Annotated in this window: 20 protein-coding genes; 7 read left to right on the top strand and 13 right to left on the bottom strand. The window is 55.2% G+C overall.

Translation table 11 applies throughout. The annotated features are described in order from the left end of the window. Positions 1-45: 45 nt before the first annotated feature. Genes AB5Z20_RS06615 through AB5Z20_RS06605 form a run of 3 tightly spaced genes read right to left on the bottom strand, consistent with a single transcriptional unit; the run spans position 46 to position 3,782 of the window. Positions 46-2,331, bottom strand: coding sequence for a radical SAM protein (locus tag AB5Z20_RS06615; protein ID WP_368156717.1), 2,286 nt, complete (start codon positions 2,329-2,331; stop codon positions 46-48). 7 nt (positions 2,332-2,338) lie between these two features. Further along, positions 2,339-3,523: an MFS transporter gene (locus AB5Z20_RS06610; RefSeq protein ID WP_215673814.1), complete on the bottom strand. Its 1,185-nt coding sequence runs from the start codon at positions 3,521-3,523 to the stop codon at positions 2,339-2,341. Further along, entirely contained in the window at positions 3,501-3,782 is a 282-nt protein-coding gene (locus AB5Z20_RS06605; protein ID WP_196022588.1) for a DUF2087 domain-containing protein, read from the bottom strand. The genes AB5Z20_RS06610 and AB5Z20_RS06605 overlap by 23 nt, the downstream gene beginning before the upstream one ends. Before the next feature lie 493 nt (positions 3,783-4,275). On the opposite strand from AB5Z20_RS06605, the gene AB5Z20_RS06600 reads away from it, so the two are divergent. Next, positions 4,276-5,229 carry a hypothetical protein gene (locus tag AB5Z20_RS06600; protein ID WP_368156716.1) on the top strand — a complete coding sequence of 318 codons (954 nt, stop codon included), beginning with the start codon at positions 4,276-4,278 and terminating at the stop codon, positions 5,227-5,229. A gap of 138 nt (positions 5,230-5,367) precedes the next feature. Beyond that, positions 5,368-6,675 carry a hypothetical protein gene (locus AB5Z20_RS06595; protein ID WP_368156715.1) on the top strand — a complete coding sequence of 436 codons (1,308 nt, stop codon included), beginning with the start codon at positions 5,368-5,370 and terminating at the stop codon, positions 6,673-6,675. A 46-nt stretch (positions 6,676-6,721) separates the two neighbouring features. Here AB5Z20_RS06595 and AB5Z20_RS06590 read toward each other — a convergent pair whose 3' ends face one another. The 5 genes from AB5Z20_RS06590 to AB5Z20_RS06570 all read right to left on the bottom strand — a co-directional run bounded on the left by AB5Z20_RS06590 (position 6,722) and on the right by AB5Z20_RS06570 (position 11,348). Then, the gene (locus AB5Z20_RS06590) at positions 6,722-7,069 is read right to left on the bottom strand and encodes a hypothetical protein (protein ID WP_250787632.1); all 348 of its coding nucleotides are present in this window, start codon (positions 7,067-7,069) and stop codon (positions 6,722-6,724) included. Between the two features lie 31 nt (positions 7,070-7,100). Beyond that, positions 7,101-8,228 carry a hypothetical protein gene (locus AB5Z20_RS06585; RefSeq protein ID WP_368156714.1) on the bottom strand — a complete coding sequence of 376 codons (1,128 nt, stop codon included), beginning with the start codon at positions 8,226-8,228 and terminating at the stop codon, positions 7,101-7,103. A 280-nt stretch (positions 8,229-8,508) separates the two neighbouring features. Continuing rightward, a complete protein-coding gene (ettA, locus tag AB5Z20_RS06580) occupies positions 8,509-10,188 on the bottom strand; it encodes an energy-dependent translational throttle protein EttA (RefSeq protein ID WP_055251458.1) in 1,680 nt (559 codons plus the stop codon). A gap of 184 nt (positions 10,189-10,372) precedes the next feature. Further along, positions 10,373-11,077 (bottom strand): SdpI family protein, encoded by a 705-nt coding sequence (locus AB5Z20_RS06575; protein ID WP_368156713.1) that lies wholly within the window; start codon positions 11,075-11,077, stop codon positions 10,373-10,375. Then, entirely contained in the window at positions 11,070-11,348 is a 279-nt protein-coding gene (locus tag AB5Z20_RS06570; protein ID WP_022094448.1) for an autorepressor SdpR family transcription factor, read from the bottom strand. Before AB5Z20_RS06570 ends, AB5Z20_RS06575 begins: the two co-directional genes overlap by 8 nt. Positions 11,349-11,647: 299 nt before the next feature. Here AB5Z20_RS06570 and AB5Z20_RS06565 point away from each other — a divergent pair, with 299 nt between their 5' ends. After that, positions 11,648-12,445, top strand: a complete 798-nt coding sequence (locus AB5Z20_RS06565; RefSeq protein ID WP_368156712.1) for a tRNA threonylcarbamoyladenosine dehydratase — start codon at positions 11,648-11,650, stop codon at positions 12,443-12,445. A gap of 14 nt (positions 12,446-12,459) precedes the next feature. Continuing rightward, positions 12,460-13,242 carry a TatD family hydrolase gene (locus tag AB5Z20_RS06560; RefSeq protein ID WP_368156711.1) on the top strand — a complete coding sequence of 261 codons (783 nt, stop codon included), beginning with the start codon at positions 12,460-12,462 and terminating at the stop codon, positions 13,240-13,242. A 278-nt stretch (positions 13,243-13,520) separates the two neighbouring features. Here AB5Z20_RS06560 and AB5Z20_RS06555 read toward each other — a convergent pair whose 3' ends face one another. The 3 genes from AB5Z20_RS06555 to AB5Z20_RS06545 form a co-directional block, all read right to left on the bottom strand. Beyond that, entirely contained in the window at positions 13,521-14,384 is an 864-nt protein-coding gene (locus AB5Z20_RS06555; RefSeq protein ID WP_368156710.1) for a PfkB family carbohydrate kinase, read from the bottom strand. Positions 14,385-14,399: 15 nt separating this feature from the next. After that, complete coding sequence (locus AB5Z20_RS06550) at positions 14,400-15,104, bottom strand: HAD family hydrolase (protein WP_368156709.1); 705 nt, start codon at positions 15,102-15,104, stop codon at positions 14,400-14,402. Between the two features lie 63 nt (positions 15,105-15,167). Next, positions 15,168-16,010, bottom strand: a complete 843-nt coding sequence (locus AB5Z20_RS06545; RefSeq protein WP_271760152.1) for a Cof-type HAD-IIB family hydrolase — start codon at positions 16,008-16,010, stop codon at positions 15,168-15,170. A gap of 451 nt (positions 16,011-16,461) precedes the next feature. Here AB5Z20_RS06545 and AB5Z20_RS06540 point away from each other — a divergent pair, with 451 nt between their 5' ends. The 3 genes from AB5Z20_RS06540 to AB5Z20_RS06530 all read left to right on the top strand — a co-directional run bounded on the left by AB5Z20_RS06540 (position 16,462) and on the right by AB5Z20_RS06530 (position 19,486). Continuing rightward, on the top strand, positions 16,462-17,508 hold the full coding sequence (locus tag AB5Z20_RS06540; protein WP_368156708.1) for a hypothetical protein: 1,047 nt from the start codon (positions 16,462-16,464) through the stop codon (positions 17,506-17,508). A 63-nt stretch (positions 17,509-17,571) separates the two neighbouring features. Beyond that, entirely contained in the window at positions 17,572-18,189 is a 618-nt protein-coding gene (locus AB5Z20_RS06535; protein ID WP_238022799.1) for an ATP-dependent Clp protease proteolytic subunit, read from the top strand. Further along, a complete protein-coding gene (locus tag AB5Z20_RS06530; RefSeq protein ID WP_138112109.1) occupies positions 18,182-19,486 on the top strand; it encodes a VirD4-like conjugal transfer protein, CD1115 family in 1,305 nt (434 codons plus the stop codon). The genes AB5Z20_RS06535 and AB5Z20_RS06530 overlap by 8 nt, the downstream gene beginning before the upstream one ends. 141 nt (positions 19,487-19,627) lie before the next feature. Here the strand turns inward: AB5Z20_RS06530 and pgi are convergent, their stop codons facing one another. Beyond that, the gene (gene pgi / locus AB5Z20_RS06525; protein ID WP_138112106.1) at positions 19,628-21,322 is read right to left on the bottom strand and encodes a glucose-6-phosphate isomerase; all 1,695 of its coding nucleotides are present in this window, start codon (positions 21,320-21,322) and stop codon (positions 19,628-19,630) included. 199 nt (positions 21,323-21,521) lie between these two features. Continuing rightward, positions 21,522-22,046, bottom strand: coding sequence for an iron-containing alcohol dehydrogenase (locus tag AB5Z20_RS06520; RefSeq protein WP_229066775.1), 525 nt, complete (start codon positions 22,044-22,046; stop codon positions 21,522-21,524). Between the last annotated feature and the right edge of the window lie 158 nt (positions 22,047-22,204).

Below are 22,204 nucleotides of genomic sequence, written 5' to 3'. Positions count from 1 at the left end.
GGGGCCGCGGGGGCGTTCGGCTAACTGCGGGAACGGCCTATTCGCTCAATATGTTCGGTTGAGATCGGAAATCAACCTTGCCGATAGTCCCTCTTTTTTCAAAATGTCGCGCACCTCGTTCTTAGTAATCGGCTTTTCAAACAACGAAAGCAAAGCGAACGAAAAATCATTAACCGCACACATTCTATGGGTGGCACAACTCAGCAGTACTCTTAACCCCTCTTTTGAGCGTCCGACTTCTTTCACAAACGAACTTTTAACCAATTGAAAACCATTATCGTGCATTACATAATCGGCATCGATATTTGTATTCAGCAATCCATAATGCAACAGTTCTTCTATCGCCCTTGTCAGCTCGAGGTCGCCCTGATCAAGGATAAGAGAAATGCTACAATCGGCCTCCAATAAACGGGCCAACTTAAGGTATACCAACTGGGAAACAGCATAGACATGATGGTATTCAGAATTATAGAAGTAGGCAAATGGCTCAACGAGCACGACAGAGGTCTTGGAATCCAGCCAGATTCGATCAGCTGGATTTAGACTAGTTAGCCGTCGCTTTACTTTGGTCAAATGTCCCTTATACCTGACAGCGTGAATAGAATCTAGGATCCAGGTCACCTCTGAAATATGAAGCCGCTGGGGCAAGTCAATTGTGTCGCTACCGTTTATGACCTCTTGCATATAAAAATCAATATGATGCTCATCAGATAAGGATTTTGCTTCATTTAAAGTTAAACCAGTGCCTGAAACATAATCCACTTCGAGGCGCAAATCCTCATATTGGGACTTCGGCATTACAGAGACACCATACTTATCGGGATGATTCCAAACATCCGACCCCATAACGAGACCAAAATTCGTAAATCCTCTCGTGGAATATGGAACACCACATACCTGTTTTGAATAATTCAAAACATTCTCTGTATAAGCTAAGGTGTTCAGAGCCTCTTCTTTAGTTTCGGTCGGAAAGCCAATCATAAAGAATAGATGAACAGGAATACCCGCATTGAGACAATCATGGATATTGCGATCAATCCAATCAACTCTCGTGTTCTTCTTCATTAGATCAAGAACTCTTTGGTTGTATGACTCGAGGCCAAACTGAATCTGCCTACATCCACTTTGGTATATCTTGTTGAAAACGTCTGTACTTAGGGTTGGAGAGAACCTCGTTTCTCCATGCCAGAAAAACGTTTTTCCCGATGCGTTTATTTCATCCGCGAGTTGCTCCATTCTTTTGCCTTCGAATGTTTCATCCACAAAAGAGAAAACTCTCGTGCCGTATTTTTCATTTAACCGACACATTATTTCAAATACTCTCGATATAGGCATCTTTCGGTAACAACCACCGGTAGCACCGGGAATGGTGCAGAAGGCGCAATGATTAAAACACTGCCTAGAGGAATAAACCGGCAATATTAACTCAGGCATGAAGTATTTAGAAAGGGCGAAGCCATCGAAATCGGGAACTGTATCGTTGATAAATGTTTGCTCAATCCGATGGTTTTTATATATCTTTCCACCTTTAGCATGGCAAAGGTTTGGAACACAGTCGAGATTGTCATCACCAGAGTCAAGAGCCTCAAGAAGACGTGCAAGCGGCTCTTCGCCGTCATACATCATTATCGAATCAATGTATTCAAAAAAGGGATGCCATTCTTTCATGCAGTCATCTGCTAAACGAGTAATGTAATTGCCGCCCAATGAGACGTGTTTAACAGATGGACATTCTTCTTTAATCAGTTTCGCTAACGTAACTGCAGAAATCAATTGGAAACAGCCGCTCACCGAAATCCCAATAAACTCGATTTTTTCCCTCTGAATACGCTTAAGAAAGGCAGTTTCATAGAAGGAAATAAACGGATTATGCAAGGTATCCGCAAGCGATTTCATTATTTCTGGTGTCGAATAATAATCATAGGGCAGATCTATGGAGTTGAACGTGTATTTAACTCCATATGAGACGTGATTTATGATATAGAGTGCATTTCTAAAAATGTTTTCAGCATATTGTCTTTCTTTTAGATTAAAGTATCTCTTCGATCTGAAAATATCTTTTGCCTCGTCAACATTAAGTGCTGACTTTTGTATCAACTCGATTGTTAATTGAACATTCGAACTAAACGAATCCTTTGATTCCCGATACCTTTTACAGCACTCTTCGACATGTCTAAAAGATAGGAGGTCATCGTAAAATTCCACGTTTAAGTCAACAATGTCAACTTTGTATTGTTCAACCTCTTGAAGATATGACTTCAAAACAGGCAAGGCAAGATACGGCCCCACTGGACTCCATCCTGGGGGAAATACTAAAAGCGTTTTAGGCATATCAACGTCACATCTTTCGCAAATAATTCAATTGAAACACAACTACCATCATAATTGAAAATACACCAAGTCCTGTAACGAGAATTGAGAACATCGCGATGCTCGTGAACAGCGAAACAAGGAGTGTTGAAATAACAACAGCAACCGATTGCAAAGACTCCCTAATTGAAAACAGGCTCATCGATTCAGATCCGTCTCTCGCCAAATCCTGCAGCGATGTTATGAGAAGCACATCTTGAATGGCGTTTCCGGCACCGACGATAAAAAGGAAAATAAACGATATCCCAGACGCATAGCGATAGCCAAACGCCAGATACGCACCGAGCGCAAGATACGTCACAAAACAATATGATTTAACGCAATCGGAACCACTGATTAAACGACCGTATATTGTATTTCCGAACAACAGTCCGATTGTAAGACTACTCTGAAGGAATCCGTATTGTATCGATGACGAGTCAAATTGCAATTGCGCTATAGCTGGCAAAAGAGAATTCAGAGATCCGAATGCCACGCCACTAGAAATATCGATTAATAGGAAACCAATTGCCAAGTGCTTCGCGTTAAGATCACTAAATGCAGTCCAGTTTTTTTCATTTTTGCTTATCCCCTCTTTATCATTAACCTCGATAACCGACGGAACATCTCGCAGCAACCAGAACGACGCGGCAAAAGAAAGCGCGTCTAATGCAAGAACAGCCTCCGCCCCAAATTGAGCGACAACAAAACCGCCGGCAACTGGCCCCAGAACCATCATCAAATTCTGCAGAAACCCAAACGAATTATTAATTACGTCGCGATTGATACTATTCGTATTGGCTCTTAACAACGAGTAAAAGCAGGGCATTTCAACCGTTCGGCAAAGCGATACCGCGCACGTAATAGCAAACATACTCCATTTACTATCAACAAAAATATAGCAAACGAATAATCCCGCGCGAATTAAGTCTGCCAATCTCATGGCCTGCAGTGTCCCGATACCCATCTTCTGAGGCAGCTGCGCGAGCGCAACTGAAAACAGAGCGGGGGCAAATCTGCAGCAGACCATCAAAGCAGTTGCAGAAACATCGTGAGTTACCTCGTAAATCAGCATTGGCAAAGCAATATTCGCACACCAATTGCCTATTTCGCTTATCCCTCTAGCAATATATAGGACCCGAACCGGACGGCTAGCTCTCAATACCGTGAACATCAGGATTAACCTCGTATTTCAGGCCTCGCTCATCCCTTAATAGGAATCCATAATCAACCAAGTACCGCCTCAACACGGCATAATCAGGATAGAGCTGTGACAGCACACGATTAACCTGAAGCTCCGTATAACTTGTATTTAATTCAAAGAAAGAGACGGCCCATAGCAGCATGATTCTTTTATAGCTTTCCTTTTTTGGAATTGAAACCAGCTCGCCATTCTTGAGAAATCGTTTTTTAAAGTCTATTAGCTCATCCATTCACATCCTCCATTTCATACGCATCTAATACTAAAAATGCATACGCTTTAGGTCATCGTATTCGGCTTCTTTATTCGAACTAAACTCGAACTAATCTAAATTATTTGCTCAAACACTCTTCGAAAGCTCGTTTTTCACTCTGAGTAAAATGCCCTTCCCAGTCAGTCCACGAACAGGAAGGCAACTCACAGCGAGCGGAGTCGAAGCCCTCTACCGTCGGTCGTTCAAAATGCACGATAACCTTTTCGATATCCCCATCTGTTATCAGGTCAGAATGAACGACCTCGGTACCGTCTTCGAATGTCATATACGGGTACATCACGTAAACCACCTCGCAATCGTTAATCCAGTTTAGCATCAAGCTATTGCACCAAAGACAGCAAGCCCCCTTGATGAGTTGATGGTATCTGTTAAATGTCACGTACGATTCACATCTGGTGGGTACCCTGATGGCTACACGAAACGAAGCAGATTTATACCGGGAGGACCCCGTATGACAACCAAGTACACCGACGCGCCGCGCACACGTGTCATGACGCCGGCATCGCTCAACAACGGCGTTCACGAAAACCATTCCATCGGCCAGACCATGGCCATCGCGCCCAAAAAGGGCCTGTTTGACGACATTTCCATTCCCCAGATCATCGCCGGCGCCGCAGCTGCCGCTACAAGCGTCGCGCTTGCCTCCAAGATCGGTATCGCCGGATCGGTGATCGGTGCCGCTGTGAGCTCGGTCATCACCGTTGTGTCCTCGCAGGTCTACCGCCACTTTATCTCTGCCAGCGCCGAAGCCCTCAAAGGTACGCACGCCACCGTCGACTACCCCGCCGGCGCCTATGAACCCGTTGAATTAAATGCCGAGGAGCACTTAGGCGGCGCCGCGACTACCCAGGAGATGCGCCAGATTGCAGGGCGCGCGACCACGGCGCGCGTCGCCCCCGACAGCCTGCGCGCCAAGGCGGCGGCAAAGCGCAGCCAGACGCAAAAGAAGGTCATCATCTTCTCGATCGCCATCGCCATCGTCGCGGTTATCGCCTGCACCGCTGCCATCCTTATCACCACCGCCGGTGAGGGTCTGGGCGAGCGTCCCGAGCCGATTCTGTCGTCACGCACGACCGAGCACGACGCGGACAGCACTGGTCAATCGCAAAGCCAGCAGGACGACTCGCAGGGCACCTCCGCATCCACCGACTCGTCCTCGAACACCCCCGATCAGTCGCAGGGCGCCGATTCTTCTGTGAACAACAACGGTACGCAATCCGGCACAACCGACTCAAGCCAAACGACTGACGGCTCTCAACCGAGCACGGGCGACCAGACGAGCGACACCACGTCGGGAACGGGCTCAGCAGACAGCAGCAACACCAGCAACTCGAACAGCTCGAGTGGAACCGCGTCCGGCACGGCATCTGACAGCTCGAGCCAAGGCACGGCATCGGGCAACTAAGCACGTTTGCCCCTCATAGATAATCGACCTGTATAACGGGCGCGAACCGGCAACGGTCGCGCCCGTTTGCCTTGGGCGCCGAGGTAGCAAGCCCCGCGCGATGGTAAGATGCTTTGGTGTGTAAAGAGGAGATTTGCCATGAGCAAGACAATAGTTAAGCCCACGCTATCGCTGGGCAACCACATCTATCTGTATCGTCTGCTGCGTGATGCGATTGGGTGCGGCAAGCAAACGTTTATGACGCAGGTCGAGGAGGCGCTCGCTGCTGGTGACATGGCCGCTTATGACCTGGGCTTCGAGTCCACGCGCGAGCTGCTCGAGGAGCTCGACGACTGCATAAGGCTGACCGTCTTTAAGGGCGGTCGCCTGTATGCCACGCTCATCGCCAACGAGGCCTGGGATGCCGCCCTTGCCAAGGGCGAGGACAAGCCCAAGGCTGCCAAGGGTGCCAAGCAGTCCTACAAAAAGAAAAAGCGCGGCGAGAAGGACCTCAAGGCCGTGCGCCCCAAGCACGTTAAGCGCGCCGAGCCCGAGCCCGTGGCCGAAGTCGCTCCGGAGCCCGAGCCCGAGGCAGAGATCGAAGTCGCTATTGAGGTAACGGCAGAAGCCGACACCGAAATCACCGCCACGACCGATCCCGAAGTCATATCCGAGCAGGAAGCCACTGCGGAGCTCAACGAAGCTCCCAAGTCGACAACCGAAGAAGCCGCTGACCAGCCCGAAACGCCTGCGTTCCAAAACAGCGATGTCTTTGGCGACGAGACCGAGGACGATCAGCCCGACGAGCCCGACGATCAAGGCGCTACCGAGTCGGCGCCGGAGCCCGAGACGCCGCAGCCCGCCATCTCGCTCACGGTCGTCTATGACCCCGAGAACGCAAACGCCGGCATCACCACCATGGCATCCACGCCCATCGAGGCAAAGTCGAGCGTCGAGAACGAGAACGCGACGCAGGTTGAGGTTGAAACTGCAGCTGCAGACGCGCCCGTCACCGTGAAGCCCGCAGATTCCACGATCAAGCCGGAAGCGACGCTGGAGCCCGCACCCGTCATCGAATCCGTGCCCGCCGCTGCTTGCGACCGAATTCCCGCACCGGCACCGGCTTCGGTACCCGCAGCGGCCCCAACCCCCGCACCTGCAGCGCCCGCCATCCCCGAGGACTTCCCCGTCGATTTCGCAACCGAAGTCTTCTGCCCCGGCCCGCTTCTGCACCAGCTGTCGACCTATCTCCCCTACGGCGCCGACACGCTCGGCATCGTCGGCGAGTACTACTGGATTGCCCGCGAGCGCGGTACCATCGAGGCCGCGCGAAACCGCGCAAGCTTCCCCCTGCGCTACACGCAGGCCGGCGAGCGCCACGAAGTCACTGTGCGCATCCGCCACAACACCACCGGTGGCCTCGGTGCCGCCTGGGTCATCGACAAGGTCAACGCCCCGGCCGAGTGACAAAACGGCCGTGGATAGCCATTTGACCATCCAGGGCCGTTTGAAATCAGACCTTTTGGCTGTCATCAGCACATATAGACACCAGAGAAGCAAGCTCCTCCTCAAGTTGCGGAGCAAAATACCTAAAAGAAACTTGTGCTCCAATCGGTATCGACTCAATCATATTCGCAGCATTATCTGAAACACGGTACGATGCAGTTTCACCTGTCTTCAAATCCTCTATTGAGCAGACAGCGTCTTCAGCATCAATCGACCTAAGCACGCCTTTTCCTTGTAACATCACATCGGCATGCCCGCCAGCTATTTCTAATGAACCTGAGTCTGTCGCAGTCACTTCTCCGGAACCTCCGCGCGATATCTCTTCCTTTGTTGAACAGCCCACCAATGAAGCCATCAGCACCAAAGACAGAGCTAGACGAATCGCCCTACTTCGAAAAAGTCGTTCCATAAGTCCACGCATAATAGCTCTGATCATACTTCAGGAAGGATAAAGATGAATTCCAGCCGTCCGCTATGCCAATCATCTGCCTTGTCTCTCCAGTTTTCTTACCAGTAAGTGTGGCGTAAGCCTCCGCTGTTACAGAATGGGCTGATCCGTTGTACAAACTCGCATGTATAACATTCGGTCTATTATAGTTAATCTCATTTTGAATGCTCGCGATAGCCGGAGAGGAGACAGTGCGGGCGATAAGAGTACTTCCTCTGCTTGCGCAGTAATTTGTAAACCCCGTTGCACAGGTTGATATCGGCGTTCCACCCAAAACAACGCCGGGAACAGTCTGTTCTTCATCGGAAAGAGCATGGGTATTGGTGTAATTCCATATCTGCATATATTGCGAAGGGTCGCTATATAAATTGGCAATGCCATACAGTTCCGCAACGTTCGAAAAAGCTGTCACCATACAAGCATAGTGGGCGGTAAGCCTCTTAATCTCGCTTTCATCATATGACATAAACTGAGAAATGGAACGAAATCCAGATACTGTGTAATCCTGCATTTGAGTTGCGTAAATTACAACATCGTTCCAGCTTGAAGGTTTATTCGATAAAACGACAGGCCGTCCTTCTATGGAAACAGCCGGGATTGTTCTTCCGCAATTTGTTGTTATTGAACCGTCCAAAGATTGCACGCCGAATTCGAATGGATTGATCATTACGACTGGGTTATTGAAAGAATAAGACTCGACACCAAGATCTCCTCCCCGATCCATAGGGCTGACTAAGCCGTCTCCAAAACGATATCCCGTAAGTATTTCATCATCTGAAGCATCTAAAACCAAATAGCCCGCGGCTCTATTGGATGTCACAACCGGAACAATGTAACCAAGCGGGGACCCATCAACATCTACAAAAGGAATAGGGTCAGAAGGCGTATACGAATAGCCGAGGAGTCCCTTTATATATTTATCGGCAAGCTCTTGCGCAATTTCAGAAGTAAATTGTATCTGCTCACCATCAATATTGCCCGTCGAAGCAAAAACCTCTTTCGGACGTGCGGCTAAGGCGACAATTGAAGACGCGACAAGTTGCAGAAAACGACGACGCGAAAGCATATGTTCTTCTTTCTAGAGAAGCGACTTATAAGGTACTCCTATTCTATAATCTTTTTTGTAACGTTACAGCACTGGTTATATTTCAATTCGATTTGCTTATGTCCTTGCAACCCAATGCGTCTTTACGTTTTAAACGGAATTAGAAAATCACTCATAGCAAAAACGGGCTTTAATCCCAAAGAGATGACTTTGATTATGAATCAAACCAGCAGCCAGGGCATAGCTGCAGTGCAATTGCTACAAGAAAGGCCGCCCTTGGTGGCGGCCTTTCTACTTGCTACTAGTCGCGCGTCAGCTTACGGTGGATACGATGCGGCTGGGCTGCGTCCTCGCCCAGGCGCTCGATGCGGTTGGCCTGATAGGCCTCGAAGTTGCCCTCGAACCAATACCAGTTGCCCGGATTCTCGTCGGTGCCCTCCCACGCCAGAATGTGCGTGGCGACGCGGTCCAGGAACATACGGTCGTGGCTAATGACCACCGAGCAGCCCGGGAACTCGAGCAGCGCCGCCTCGAGCGAGGACAGCGTCTCGACATCGAGATCGTTGGTGGGCTCGTCGAGGAGCAGCAAGTTGCCGCCCTGCTTGAGCGTGAGTGCCAGGTTCAGACGGTTGCGCTCGCCACCGGAGAGTACGCCGGCGCGCTTCTGCTGGTCCTGGCCCTTAAAGCCAAAGCTCGCCACGTACGCGCGGCTGGGGACCTCGGTCTCGCCGACCATCATGTGATCCAGGCCGTCCGAGACGACCTCCCATAGGTTCTTATCGGGGTCGATGCCGGAACGGTTCTGGTCGACGTAAGAAATCTTGACGGTCTCGCCCACCTCGAGCTCGCCCGAAGTCAGCGGCTCCAAACCCACAATCGTCTTGAACAGCGTGGTCTTACCGACGCCGTTGGGGCCGATGACGCCCACGATGCCGTTGCGCGGCAGGGTGAACGATAGGTCGTCGATGAGCACACGACCATCGAACTCCTTGTGCAGGTGATGAGCCTCGAGCACCTTGTTGCCCAGACGCGGGCCCACAGGGATACGGATGTCGGTCCAGTCGAGCTTCTGACTTGCGCGGGCCTCGGCCTCCATCTCCTCGTAGCGAGCCAGACGGGCCTTGTTCTTGGCCTGGCGGGCCTTGGGCGAGCTGCGCACCCACTCGAGCTCGGCCTCCATGCGCTTGGCGAGTTTGGCGTCGCGGTTGCCCTGCGCCTCGATACGCGCGGCCTTGGTCTCCAGATACGTGGAGTAATTGCCCTTGTAGGGATAAAGGTGACCACGGTCGACCTCGCAGATCCACTCGGCAACGTTATCCAGGAAGTAGCGATCGTGCGTGACGGCAAGCACCGCGCCCTGGTAGTTATGCAGGAAGTGCTCGAGCCACAGGATCGACTCAGCGTCTAGGTGGTTCGTGGGCTCGTCGAGCAGCAGCAGGTCGGGAGCCTCGAGCAGCAGCTTGCACAGGGCCACACGGCGGCGCTCGCCGCCGGAAAGTACGTTGACCGGCATGTCGGAATCGGGCAGCTGCAGGGCGTCCATGGCCTGGCCGAGCTTGGAATCGATATCCCAACCGTCGGCGGCGTCGATCTCGTCCTGGAGCTTGCCCATCTCGGCCATGAGGGCGTCCATGTCGCAATCCGGGTCGCACATCTCCTCGCCGATCTTGTTGAAGCGATCGACCTTGGCGATCATGTCGCCAAACGCCATGCGCACGTTCTCGATGACGGTCTTGTCGTCGTCGAGCGGCGGCTCCTGCTGCAGGATGCCCACGGTGTAGCCGGGGGTGAGCCTAGCATCGCCGTTGGAGACCTCCTCGATGCCGGCCATGATCTTGAGCAGGGTCGACTTGCCCATGCCGTTGGGACCCACGACGCCGATCTTGGCACCGGGGTAGAAGCTCAGGGTCACGTCGTCAAGGATCACCTTGTCGCCATGGGCCTTGCGAGCCTGATACATCTGGTAGATAAACTCCGCCATATGTCTGTTCTATCCTTTCTACCTGCTGTTTCCCTATTCTTGATTCGCTTTAGTGGAAACGAAATGAGGGAACCAGCTCTGAAACGTAACGAAAAAGGGGCATGGTTGCCCACACCCCCTAATACTACCTGGGAAAAGTCCCCCGGAACATACTATGAACTGCGTACGCTAGTTTTCCGCAACCTTAACGAGCGGCTCGCTGCGATTTGCGCCACAACAGATACGAGTAGACGTAGACGGCTCCAACCGAACCAAACGCCAGAACCGCAATCACCGCGGCGACGACTTCACTCGAAAGCACGCTGCCCGCCACGCCCATCACAATCAGGCCAATACCCAGCACCATAAAGCAGGCGCCGCCAAAACGCTGCGTACGGCGCCAGTTCTCGGGATCGGCAAGCGCCCAGGGTGTCTTGATACCGAGCGTATAGTTCTGCTTCACACGCGGCAAGTAGTTGCCTACGCCGATGAACAGCAAACCGACAACACCGGAAATCAGCACGTTAACCGAACCGACCGCCGGCACCACGCCCCAGACCGTAAGCTCTCCCAGCCAGCTTATGGCGCACATGAACAAGGTGAAGGCGATTACGAAGCCCTGGTAGAACTTGCCCGAGGTTCGATATGCCTCACCTTTGGGGTCGATGCGCGGCACCACGCAGAACATTGCGAGAAGCGCCAGCGGCAACGCGCCGAGCGCCGATGCCATCCAGCTAGGACCCCAACCGTCGACGGCGCCGCTCGCTCCCCAGTGCGTGGGAATCTGCGCAGGCAAGCTCGGCATCACCATGAGGTGCGCTACGACATTGGCGACGCACAGAGCGATCAGCGCAATCCACACACGCCGCGATACCCCCGTGGGGTGAATGCCCTTGTTTTCGTTATTCATCCTTATCACCTTCCGTGTTTGTAAAGCCCATAAACCAACCGATCAAGTCCTGCATGACGGTGGTGTTTAAGCTGTATACGATGTTTTGGCCATGGCGCTCGTCGGTCACCAACCCGGCGTTTTTGAGCGTCGCCAAGTGATGGCTCAGCGACGGCTTACTGATATCGAAATGCTCGGCAAGCTCCCCCGCCGTGCAATTGCCCTCGCGCAGCAACTCCAAAATGCGCCGTCGCGTTGGATCGGCAAGCGCCTTAAAACCCTCTCCCGGCATAGGACCTCCTCTCATCATCTCTCATGACGCGCACACTATACTCGATATTTAGATGTTTGTCTAACTATCTAATCTTGTACTCAAAAAAATAGCCGCCTCCGCGTAATGCGAAGACGGCCACTTCTCACGCTACAAACGTGTTTTAGAGTTGGCCAACCCGCTGCAACGGGTGCCATCTGCTTCAATCTTATGCGAACCCCGATCCCATTTCAACAAGCCCAAGGGCTCAAATGGAATCGCAATAATACCTATAATGGCGATAGCTAAAACACGATTCGCTTCCCCATCGGAGGATATCCATGACCGAAACCATAGCCGCTTCACCCATCGAGACACGCGACACCAAGCTCGAGATCATCATGGGCCGCGAGGCACTCGATAAGCTCGCCGATGCTACGGTGTTGGTGCTCGGCTGCGGAGGCGTGGGCTCCAACTGCTGCGAGGCACTCGCCCGCGGCGGCATTGGTCATTTCGTCATTCTGGACAAGGACATCGTCGCGCCCAGCAATATCAATCGCCAGGCTATCGCCTTTCACAGCACCATCGGCAAGCGCAAGGTCGATGTTATGGAAGCCATGATCCACGACATCAATCCCACCGCCACCGTTATCAAACGCACCGAATACCTGCTGAGCGACAACATCGACGAGTTCTTCGCGAGCGTTTTGGAGCAGACGGACGGCAAGCTCGACTACGTCGTCGACGCCATCGACACCATCTCGGCCAAGCTCACCATTGCCAAATATGCTCAGGACCACGACATTCGTTTGGTTAGCTCCATGGGCGGGGCCAACAAGCTCCATCCCGAGTGCCTCCGCTTTGCCGACATTTTCGATACGGTACGCGACCCCATGAGCCGCATCATGCGCAAAGAATGTAAGAAGCGCGGAATCAAGAGTCTGCACGTGCTGTTTAGCTGCGAGGAATCGGTTAAGACCCAACCCCGCGACCCGTCCAACATCCACGAGCGTACCGAGTTGGGTACCGCTAGTTTTATGCCGCCCATCATGGGTCAGATGATTGCCGGCGAGGTTATCCGCCAGATCAGTGGACGCGGCACCGAGCGTGTGCGCGCCGACGGCCAACGCCTGGACTAGCGGAGTGCGCCGAGATGGAGCCCCGGTTATTTGATGCACACTGCCATCTTGATTTGATGGCTCACCCGGACGCCGTTGCCGATGAGGCGACGGCACTGGGCTTGGGCCTATTTGATTGCGGCGTCGATCCACGTGACTTTTCGGCCGCAAACGAGCGCGCCCATCGCCAACCAAGCATCATCGCCGGCATTGGGCTTCACCCCTGGTGGCTTGCCGACGGTCGCTGCGGTCCTGCCGAAATCAATCTGCTTTGCGAAGTTGCAGCCCAAGAGCGCTACATCGGCGAGGTGGGACTCGACTTTTCTGCGCGCTTTGCCGGAAGCGAGCCGCTGCAAACACAGGCACTTGACCGGCTCTGCGAGGCTCTCGCGCAACATCCTCTTACCGGGCGTGTGATATCAATTCACGACGTTCGTTCGGCAGGAGCCGTACTGGACGTCCTCGAATCGCATGGACTACTCATCCCAAACCCCGACTCCCCCGCTATCATCTTCCACTGGTTTAGCGGTACTTCGGACGAACTCGTCCGCGCGCGTAATGCGGGCTGTTATTTTTCCGTGAACGAGCGGATGCTCGCCACCAAGCGCGGTCGCGAATACGCCCGACAGATCCCACTCGATCGTTTACTGCTCGAGACCGATGCGCCGGCGGAGGCAAACACCGAAACAAGCGCACAGTCGCTTATCAGATCGCTCACATGGACCTCAGAACGCATCGCCTCACTCAAAAACCGCGACGCAGAGTGCATCGAGTCGGCAGTTTTAGCAAATGCGCACTCTGTTTTTGACCTTCGCTAGCCCCGGTGGGCAAAAAATGCCAAATATGAGTACTGTTGCAAATCCAGTCACATTATTTTACGGCAAAATAGTGCCTTGATAATGTACAGCTATCCATTATCAAGGCACTTTAAGGTGGTTAAAGTCATTTTTAGCAGGTTTTAATCACTCGCAGACACCCAACTAGGCCCTCAATAGCTTAATTTCGCTGTTACTAAATTAGTGACAGTACTCATATTTAGCATTTTTTGTCCATGGAGTCCCGGGGGGCGACAATTCGACTCCCCGGGACTGCTCACCTATTCGGAAATCGGCACTCCATGGCCCCAGGAGCCTTCCATGCCGCATACGGTCGAAGCAAACCCCGCCGCAAAGTCGAGTGCACGCTCGATGGCCTCGGCACCATCCTCGCCACGCTTGACGGAATCGAGATAACACATCAGGAACGAAGTCAGGAATGAGTCGCCCGCACCCATGGTGTCCTTCATATCCGTTACCGGCTTAGCCAGTTGGCGGTAATAACGATCGCCATCATAGGCAATGCAGCCCTCAGCGCCAGCCGTTGCCGATACGAAACGCGGACCTAGGCTCCTCACCCATGCCAGACGCTCGCGAATCTCATCCTCACTCGCGGCGTCTGCCGCGCTAAAGAACGCGAAGTCAACGTAGGGAGCAATCTGCTCGTAGTACTCGTCGGTCGAATCATCCGAGAAGTCAAACGAAACGGTAATACCCGCTGCCTTCAGCTTAGGCAGCTCGCGCTCGGTAAAGCAATAGTTACCCGAATGAACCACATCAAACTGTTTCATATACGCCAGATCAAAACGATCGAGCACATAGCGCGCATCACCACGGATGCCACCATCGTTAGACCCCAGAAATACACGATCACCATCAACCACAGTAACGCGCGCCGCACCGTTCTCGCCGATGAGCTGCTTGCATTTGGCTAGTTCAACGTCCTCATCCTCAAGACTCGCAATCACATGCTCGGCAGCAGCGTCATTACCAAAGATGCCCATATACGCGGAGCGCGCGGCACCGCACTTCTTGGCATACACGGCAAAGTTCACCGCATTGCCACCCGGATACATAGTGTGAATATGCTCGTAACGGTCGACGACGTTGTCGCCAAACCCCAGTGCGCTCACGTTAAAAGCCATGACGCCACCTCTCTCTTATGCCAACGGTACTACCGTTGTAACAGCAGTACCGCCCAGGATCCACGCGAGTTCCAGCAGCTCCGGCAGCTGGTCGATAATCTTGTCCGCGGCATCTTGGCTAAATCCAAAGCGCTCCTCGCGCTTGGCAATGACTGTCAGGCCGGCTCGCTTGCCGGCAGTGATGCCAGGCACCGAATCCTCAACGCAGCAGCAGCGATTCGCGGGCAGCCCCAGGAGATCCAGCGCATGCAGGTAGATGTCGGGCTCGGGCTTGCTCTCCTTAAACTGCTCGCCGCTCACCACATACTCAAAGGCATCCGACAGCCCGCACGCATTGAGCACTTCCTCGATGCTAACCATGGGAGACGAGCTGGCAAGCGCCACGCGAACGCCACGGCGCGGCAGCTCTCGAATCGTATCCACGGCGCCTGGGTTAATCAAAGCCTGATAGTCGCGCGGACGCTTATGCGCCCACTCGTCCCAACGGGCCAACGCTTCCTCGCCAGTGAAATGCCCCTTACCGGCGCGCTCAAACCAATCGACCAGCATATGCAGGAAGAACTGATGCGAAGTACCGACCTGCCCGTTCAATTCCTCTTGAGTCAGGTTCAACCCAAGCTCCTTGGCAAAAGCTGCGGTCTCGCCCAGGTAGTAATACTCGGTATCGACAATCACGCCGTCCATGTCAAAGATAACGGCGTCGAACGGAAATGCGGACACGGCACCCTCCCTAACAAAAGGGCGCCTGTAAGCAGGCGCCCGAACCATGCATTATCGGCGATTCTAACCCAGCAGCTTATCCAGCGCCACCGCAATACCGTCTTCGTTGTTATTGGCGGTCACCATCTGGGCCACAGCTTTGACCTCGTCGACGGCGTTACCCATGGCAACACCGGTACCCGCCCACTCAATCATGGACTTGTCGTTCTGGCCGTCGCCAAACGATACGACCTCGCTGGCATCGATGCCGAGCTTGGGCAGGGCACCCTCGAGCGCACGGGCCTTGTCGATACCGGGCGCCGTAAACTCAAAGTACCAGTCGGCCGTAAACATACCAGAAAGCGTCTGAGTAAAGGGCGCGTACATCTCCTCGTGATGCGCTTGCAAATAGGCCGGGTCGCCCGCAGTGAGCAGCTTGTCCACGGGATAAGCATCAGCGACCTCATGCAGGCTCTCCACCTCGCGAATCTTAAGATCGCACGCGTCGCGCTCATACTTGACGATATTCTTCTGCGAGCCGTCAGGCAGCGTGATCATGCAATGATACGAGTCCTCGACATGCAGATCGCGACCGAGCGAAATCATAGGGATCACGTCAAAATTACGCAGGTGATCAATCAGGCGATGCAATTCGTCGGCAGACATAGCCTGATCGAACAGCACCTCGTCGGTCTGGGCATCGACGACGTGAGCGCCGTTAAAGGCCACCAGCAGACCGTCATGGTTTTGAAGGTCGAGCTCCTGCGCCAAGGCGTGCAGCCCCCATGCGGGACGGCCCGAAGCCAAAATGAGCTTAATGCCCGACTCCTGCGCCGCGAGCAGCTTCTCGCGCGTACGCGGGCTAATCACTTTCTGGTCGTTGGTGAGCGTACCGTCGATATCCATTGCGATGGCTTTGATTGCCATATATGCCTCCCTGTCATTGAACAACCTTGTCTGAGCCATCATACAGAACACCCACCGCGACTCTGTTTGCAACGGGCAAAAAGTCATATATTGTCTCAAACATGAACGGGACGCCATCTCGGGGCTCAGTCGTTCCAGCCCAAACGCCGAGCCACCACATGCAAAGCTGGCGACACCAATCGCGACCGTTCCACAAATCTCATTTCATCCCGTAGAAAAAAATTCAAAATTAGTTCTTGTCAAATCAGCAAAACGAACGTACTTTAAAGATGACCGCTCCGGTGGTCATCGTTTGATCGAGCATATTCAGTTTCAGTTTTCAGCGTGTAAGAGAAAGAAGATCGGCAAAGTACAACCCCAAACGCAATGACAACTTAATGAGGTAACTGCCACATGTGAGGCACCCAGGGCATTGCTGTCTCGATTTTGAGCACGATGCCTTCCGCCTTGCATGGGCCGTTCCATCCCGCCCCTGCAGCAACTGCCTCACGGGCTCATTGAAAACCGCATAGCACCCCAACGTCAGCACATCACCCACGGCAAGCACATCACTCACGACAACCAACACATCAACAAACAGCACGAACATCAACCGATTGGAGAAGCTATGACAAACCACCACGCTGAAGACGGCGATAAGAAAAGCATTCTGGATGCCCGCATTGAGCGAGCATATGCAAACGAATATGACGCCGCCTTTGCCGCCGCGACCATAAAGAACTACGCGTCGCTACCGCTCGCGACGATCTTGGCCGACCACCCTCAACTGCTGAAGCGCTGCACAAAGATCATGGGCGACCCCGACATTCGCAAGCTGACAGACCCCTATGCCCCAAAACGCGACAACGATTCGTACGTTCTTACCGTAGGCTGCCTAGCCCATATGCTTACGGCGCTCGACACGAAACTCAAGCTCGAATGGGAACCCGACGAGCGTCATGAACTCGAAAGTAAGCGGAACACCCTGCGCACCGCACTGTTCCTTCCGTTGGACGGCCTCAAGCGCTGCAACGTCGAGCTCAATACACAGGCGCGGCAAAAGCCCGGGACCACGGGGCAGAAAACTCCAAGACCCCATGCGGCCATCGTCGACCGCAACCGATATAACCGCATGACCGCGCATTTTTCTGCCGAGGGAGCAGCCATAAGGACGCTGATCGACCCGCTGTGCCTCCTGAGCATCAACGAGCTATTTGAGGGCTATCTCGCCCTTGTTCCCGCGACGGCACCCAAGTCGGTAGCAAAGATCATCGAGACCTGCAGACGCCAGTTTGAGCGCCATCGCAATGGCAGCGAGATGAACGCCAGCATCGCGCAGTACTACGCGGCTCATTACAAAAATGACGGATGTGCCCCTGTCGAGCATCAGCTGCGGCTCGCCTACACCACGCCCGCCGCAACGCTCTATCGCTTTGGAGCCCTTGGCGCTTGCGAGCCACACGAACAGGCAGCCTGCCCCACAACCGAGCTCGATCTCAGGCTCGGACGAACCCTGTAGCCCGCCAGCCCCTCCGCGGGCAACAATCCTATTCCACAACACAACCAACAGAAAGGAGTCCTCATGGACACCAATCATTCCCCCATCATCAGCCCCCTCACCATGCGTGAATCCGCCCGAGGTATCACGCTCACCAGCATTTACGATGAGATGCTCGCCCGTCGCGAGCTCTCCGTCATGGGAAACATCGAAACCCCGATGGCCCACGACCTATGCCAGCAGATCCGCCTGCTCGATGCCACCGACCCCAGCCGCCCCATCACCATATTTGTCGCCAGCGTCGGCGGAAGCGTGCGATCGGGTCTTGCGATCTATGACGCCATGCGCCTCGCATCGTGCCCCATCCGCACCGTCTGCCTGGAATTCGCCGCGTCCATGGGCGCCGTGATCTTTATGGGCGGTGACGATCGCCGTATGGCGCCCCATGCAGAGCTCATGATTCACGACCCGCTGATCCCCCAGGGGGCAGGCGGCTCGGCACTTGCGCTGCAGGAAACCAGCCGGCGTCTCATGCAGACCCGCAAGACCCTCACGCAAATCCTCTCGGACCGCAGCGGCCTCACGCCCAAGCGCATCCAGTCCCTCACTGCAAAAGACACCTACCTTTCGGCCGAGCGCGCCGTCGAGCTCGGCTTTGCCCACGAAATCCTCTCGACCACCAAGGAGGTCGCCCATGTCTAACCTCGCCAGCCGCCTCGCCGCATCTGAGTCCGCATCGTCCACCATCCTCGCCAAGGATCGAACGCTTTCCTGCGACACCCGCCAAACGGGACTCAACAACAACGCACTTGTGATCGGCCCCTCGGGAGCCGGCAAGACCCGAAACGTCCTCAAGCCCAACCTGCTGCAAATGAACGCAAGCTACATCGTGCTCGACACCAAAGGCACGCTCTGTCGCGAAGTGGGACCCGCGCTGGCAGCCCACGGCTACCGCGTGCAATGCCTCAACTTCGCCGACCTCAACACCGTCCCGGCCCTTGCGCTCGGCATCGAGCGCTGCGGCTACAACCCCCTGAGGCACATTCGCCGCAAGGCGGACGGCAGGCCCAACCAGCAGGACATCCTCTCGGTGGCAAAGGCCATCTGCCCCATCGAGGACAACAACCAGCCTTTTTGGGATCATGCGGCGGCAAACCTGCTGTCGTGTCTTATTGCCTACGTCACCGAACAGCTACCCGCCGACGAGCAGACGATCAGCTCGGTCATCAAGCTGATCGAGCACCTGCAGGACGGTGCCACGGCCCGATTGTTTGACGATCTGATCACGACCGACCCCCAAAGCTATGCCCTCTCGCTATGGCGGCGCTACGCCATTACGCAAAATGCCGAGCGCATGCACGCGAGCATCGTCGGCATCCTTGCCGAAAAGGTCATGTGTCTGGGATTCGACGGTGCGGCACAGCTCTATCGTGAGTGCCATCAGGTGGACTTCGCTTCCATGGGACACACCCCCTGCGCCCTGTTTGTAACCGTGAGCGATATTGACCGCAATCTCGATCCGCTGACCGGCCTCTTTATTACGCAGGCGTTTATGGGCCTCATTCGCGAAGCCGATAGGCAGCCCGACGGCAGCCTGCCCGTGCCCGTGCGCTTTATGCTCGATGACTTCGCAAATCTGCAGATCCCCAGGATCGACAACGTGCTCTCGATTATCCGAAGCCGCAACATCTGGGCAACGCTGCTGCTGCAGTCGACCAACCAGCTCGATGCGCTCTATGGCGAGGCACGCGCACGCTCCATCATGGGCAACTGCGACACGCATCTGGTGCTGGCGTTCCAGGATCCCGAGAGTGCCCGGGTGTTTTCCGACCGCGCTGACGCGCTGCCCAGCACGCTCATGGCGACGCCGATTGATCGCTCGTGGCTCTTTGTACGCGGTCGCACTCCCGAACAGGTCGAGCGCTTTAGGCTCGAAGACCATCCGCTCTACGGGGAGCTGCCCGAGGCGCAGCGAGGCCATGCGGAGGCCGAGATCTAGGCGCAGGGTTCTCGCAGCGCGCGGCGCCCCGGCGATGTTCCACAAAGGCCGTGCGCCCCGGGACCACGGCAAAGCAAAGGGGCCCGCATCCGATAGGATACGGGCCCCTGACTATAAGGCGCGATGCGTTAACAGCAGCGACTACTTGCGATGCGCGCGATAGAACTCGATGAGCGCCTGGGTCGAAGCGTCCTGCTCGGCCTTGGCGGCATCGTCGTGGAAGGCAGGGGTGATCTGCTTGGCAAGCTGCTTGCCCAACTCGACGCCCCACTGGTCGTAGGAATCGATGCCCCAGACCGTACCCTCGACAAACGTGATGTGCTCGTACAGGGCGATGAGCTCGCCGAGCGCGAACGGGGTCAGCGTGTCGCCGAAGATCGAGGTCGTCGGACGGTTACCCTCAAAGCAGCGGGCGGGGACAATCTGCTCGGGCGTGCCCTCGGCGCGGACCTCGTCGGCCGTCTTACCAAAGGCGAGCGCCTTGGTCTGGGCCAGGAAGTTGCCCAGGAACAGCTCATGCACGTCCTGGCCGCTATCGGTCGCAGGGTTGGCGGTATTGGCGAAGGCGATGAAATCGGCCGGAACCACCACGGTGCCCTGGTGCAGCAGCTGGTAGAAGGCATGCTGGCCGTTGGTGCCGGGCTCGCCCCAGAAGATCTCACCGGTGTCGGAGGTCACGGCGCTGCCGTCCCAACGGACATGCTTGCCGTTGGACTCCATGGTGAGCTGCTGCAGGTAGGCCGGGAAGCGGTGCAGGTACTGGCAGTACGGCAGCACGGCGTGGCTCTTGGAACCGAAGAAGTTGACGTACCAGACGTTGAGCAGGCCCATCAGCGCGACGGCATTGTTCTCGAGCGGGGTGTTGCAGAAGTACTCGTCGATGGCGTGGAAGCCCTCGAGGAACTGCTGGAAGCGCTCGGGGCCGAGCACGACGATCAGCGACAGGCCCACGGCGGAGTCAACGGAATAGCGGCCGCCAACCCAGTTCCAGAAACCGAAGGCGTTGGCGGGGTCGATACCGAAGGCTTCGACCTTCTCGAGTGCGGTGGAAACGGCGACGAAGTGCTTTGCCACGGCCTCGGCGTTCTGCTCATCGGAGCCGTCGATGGCGCCCTGAGCCTTGAGCTGCTCGAGCATCCAGGTCTTGACCTCGCGGGCGTTGGTGAGGGTCTCGAGCGTGGTGAAGGTCTTGGAGACGATGATCACGAGCGTGGTCTCGGGATCCAAGCCCTTGAGCTTCTCGGCCTGGTCGTTGGGGTCGATGTTGGAGATGTAGCGGCAGTCGATACCGGCGTCGGCATAGGGACGCAGAGCCTCGTAAGCCATGACCGGGCCCAAATCGGAGCCGCCGATGCCGATGGACACCAGGTGCTCGATCTTTTTGCCGGTAACACCCTTCCACTCACCGGAGCGCACGCGCTCGGCGAAGGCATACATGCGGTCCAGGACCTCGTGCACGTCGGCGACGACGTCCTGGCCGTCGACGATGAGCTGGCCCTTCTCGCTTGCCGGGCGGCGCAGCGCGGTGTGCAGGACGGCGCGGTCCTCGGTGGTGTTGATGTGCTCGCCGGAGAACATGGCGTCGCGGCGCTCCTCGAGCTTCACCTCGCGGGCAAGATCGCACAGCAGCTTGACGGTCTCATCGGTCACCAGGTTCTTCGAAAGATCGAAGTGCAGGTCACCGGCGTCAAAGCTCAGCTTGTTCACGCGGTCGGCGTCAGCAGCGAACCAGGCCTTGAGGTCGATACCATCGGCCTCAAGCTTCTCCTGATGAGCCTCGAGTGCCTTCCAAGCGGCAGTCGACGTAGCATCGATAGGTGCGGCAACAGTTGCCATAGAGTCCTCCTCAGCATACGGGCGCACGCCTCCATGCGCCCGGACATTCAGATGCCACTATTCTAGCGCAGGTCAAGACTACAATCAGCGAGCGTTGCCAATCGGCCCCCAAACGGTAACCGATTAAAAAGGGACAGGCTTATTTTGGCAGGTCAAACGCTTTACCAACCAAAAATAACCCGTCCTTTTATGGCAAATATTAGGCCGCGGCGCAGATGCTACCGAGCAACTCACGCAGAGGAGACCCGATGCCCTCCAGCAGTTCGGGCGCGATAATGGCAAAAACGGGAACCTCACCGGTGCCCACGACAGCAGGCGCCTTGCCCTCCGAGAGAATGCATCCATAAGGGACAAAACCGTCTTCGCCGGCATCGAGCGCCGCCATGCGACGGGCGAGTTCGCGTGCAAAGCCAGCAGTATCGGCATCGCCGATCGCCAGGACAAAGTCCACGCCTTCGTCGGTCGCCAGGGCCACGGCTTCGTCGATCAGTTCGTCTCCCCCGTCGCCCCCAACCGAGCCGCAGCGGAAAAGCACACGCTCGAGTAGGGCTCGATCAAGCGAGCCAAGTGCCGCCGAGACAAGCTCATCGCGCGTATGCTTGTCACCGCCCAACACGACCAGCGCCTTGGTGCCACCGTAGTGAGCGACCAATCGTCCGCACCAGCGAGCCACGTCTCCATCCACAACAAGGCGCGTCGGCATACCAAACCCGTAATTGACCATCTTTCCCACAACCCTTCCGTGCGTATAGGCGGTATCGATCGTTAGGCTCATGCTACGAAGCGAGCTTTTCCGAGCTGTTTCGCGCTCTTTAGAGCTGCGTTAAAACCCGATCCAACCGCACGACCATACCTACCAAAACAAACCAGTCCCTTTTTGAC

Origin of the sequence: Collinsella aerofaciens (assembly GCF_040910245.1) — a bacterium.
GTDB lineage: Bacteria > Actinomycetota > Coriobacteriia > Coriobacteriales > Coriobacteriaceae > Collinsella.
The sequence above is the reverse complement of the archived record's forward strand: the minus strand, read 5'-3'. Positions and strand labels throughout refer to the sequence as shown.